Genomic DNA, 1,653 nt, shown 5'->3' with positions numbered 1-1,653 from the left:
CGGAAAGGCCGCAATGACGACCGCATTTTTTCAGCCCGCCAGGGAGCAGGCCTTCGCCCCATATGGGCGGCTCCTCCGCTTTCGCCAAATTTTTTTCGCGGCTTTGGTCCTGATGCTCGGCTTGTCCGCGCCCGCCCAGGCGCATCCGCTGCGCATCGTCGCGCTCGGCGACAGCCTGACCGCGGGCTTTGGTCTTCCCGCCGACCAGGCCTTTCCGGCGGTGCTGCAGAATGCGCTGAAGGCCAAGGGCTACGACGTCGAAATCGTCAATGCCGGGGTTTCCGGCGATACCTCGGCCGGCCTGCTGGAGCGGCTCGATTGGGCGCTCGGCGACGGCGCGGACGGCGCCATTGTCGAGATCGGCGCCAATGACATGCTGCGCGGCCTCGATCCGGACAAGGCCCGCGACAATATCGACGCGATTCTGGCGCATCTGCGCGCACGGAAAATCCCCTTCCTGATTGCCGGCATGCGCTCGGCGCCCAATCTCGGCGGGCCTTACGCCGAGCGTTTCGAGCCGCTTTTCGCCGCGCTGGCGCAACATTACCAGGCGCCGCTCTATCCCTTCTTCCTCGACGGCGTCGCCGGCCATCCCGACAAGCAATTGCCGGACGGGTCGCATCCCAATCGCGCGGGCGTCGAAACCATCGTCGCCGGCATCCTGCCGGTCATGATCGCCTGGCTCGATGGATTACCCAAAGACAACCCGCCCAAAGACGGCCAGACAAAGAACTGATCGGAACGACCTTGCCCCGCTTGTTCACGGCTTTCGAAGTCCCGCCCGAGATCGCGGCGCAGCTCGCCTTCTTTCGCGGCGGGCTGCATGGCGCGCGCTGGATCGAGCCGGAGAATTACCATGTCACCCTGCGGTTCTTCGGCGATATCGACCCGCGCACGGCGCAGGCCCTGTCCGACGATCTCATCGAGACCGAGGCCCTGACCGGCGGCGTTCCGCTGCGGCTGACCTTCGACGAGATCGGCGTGTTCGGCGGCCGCCAGCCGCGCGCGCTTTATGCGCGGGTCAAGCCCGACGCGCTTTTGAGCCGCCTGCAGGCGGCGCAGGAGGCCATCGCCCGGCGCAACGGGCTGGCGCCGGAAACCCGCAAATTCGCGCCCCATGTCACGCTGGCGCGGCTGCGTGGCGTCACCGCCGGCGCGGTCGGCGGCTGGCTGGCGGAGCGGGCCTATCCTTTGGCGCTCACCTTCGAGGCGGCGCGCTTCGCGCTGTTTTCCTCGCGTGATTCGGTGGGCGGCGGCCCCTATCGGGTCGAGGCCGTCTATCCGCTGGGTTGATCACATGCCGTCGAGCGCGCCGACAAAGGGCAATTGCCGGTATTTGCCGGCGTAATCCATGCCATAGCCGACGACGAAGCGATCCGGGCAGGCGAAGCCGACGAAATCGGCCGCGACCTCGATTTCCTTCTTGTGCGGCTTTTCCAGCAGCGCGGCGATCAGCACCCGCCGCGCGCCCCGCTCCAGCAGCAGGTTTTTCGCAAAAGCCAGCGTGCGGCCAGACTCAAGAATATCGTCGATCAGCAGCGCGTCGCGGCCGGTCACATCGGCCTGAAGGTCGCGCAGCAATTCCGTGCGGCCGGAGGATTGCACGCCCGCGCCATAGCTGGCGATCTGGATGAAATCGACCTCGGGCGCAAG

The 1,653-nt window shown here is 66.7% G+C and carries 3 protein-coding genes; 2 read left to right on the top strand and 1 reads right to left on the bottom strand.

Annotation, left to right across the window (positions count from 1 at the left end):
• Positions 1-112 precede the first annotated feature (112 nt).
• Both ACE3S9_RS19320 and thpR read left to right on the top strand, forming a co-directional pair.
• Complete coding sequence (locus ACE3S9_RS19320) at positions 113-736, top strand: arylesterase (protein WP_374548101.1); 624 nt, start codon at positions 113-115, stop codon at positions 734-736.
• An 11-nt stretch (positions 737-747) separates the two neighbouring features.
• Positions 748-1,293, top strand: a complete 546-nt coding sequence (gene thpR / locus ACE3S9_RS19315) for an RNA 2',3'-cyclic phosphodiesterase (RefSeq protein ID WP_374548100.1) — start codon at positions 748-750, stop codon at positions 1,291-1,293.
• Here thpR and ACE3S9_RS19310 read toward each other — a convergent pair.
• Positions 1,294-1,653: phosphoribosyltransferase (locus ACE3S9_RS19310; RefSeq protein WP_374548099.1), on the bottom strand; the 360-nt coding region annotated here is incomplete at its 5' end.

Source organism: Rhodoblastus sp. (genome assembly GCF_041915505.1).
Lineage (GTDB): Bacteria > Pseudomonadota > Alphaproteobacteria > Rhizobiales > Beijerinckiaceae > Rhodoblastus.
Note: the sequence above shows the minus strand (reverse complement) of the source record. Positions and strands in the feature narration are given on the sequence as shown.

Bases quoted from the DNA above. Each gene is read 5' to 3' on its own strand.
- ACE3S9_RS19320 (WP_374548101.1), top strand. From the start codon at position 113: ATGCTCGGCTTGTCCGCGCCCGCCCAGGCGCATCCGCTGCGCATCGTC.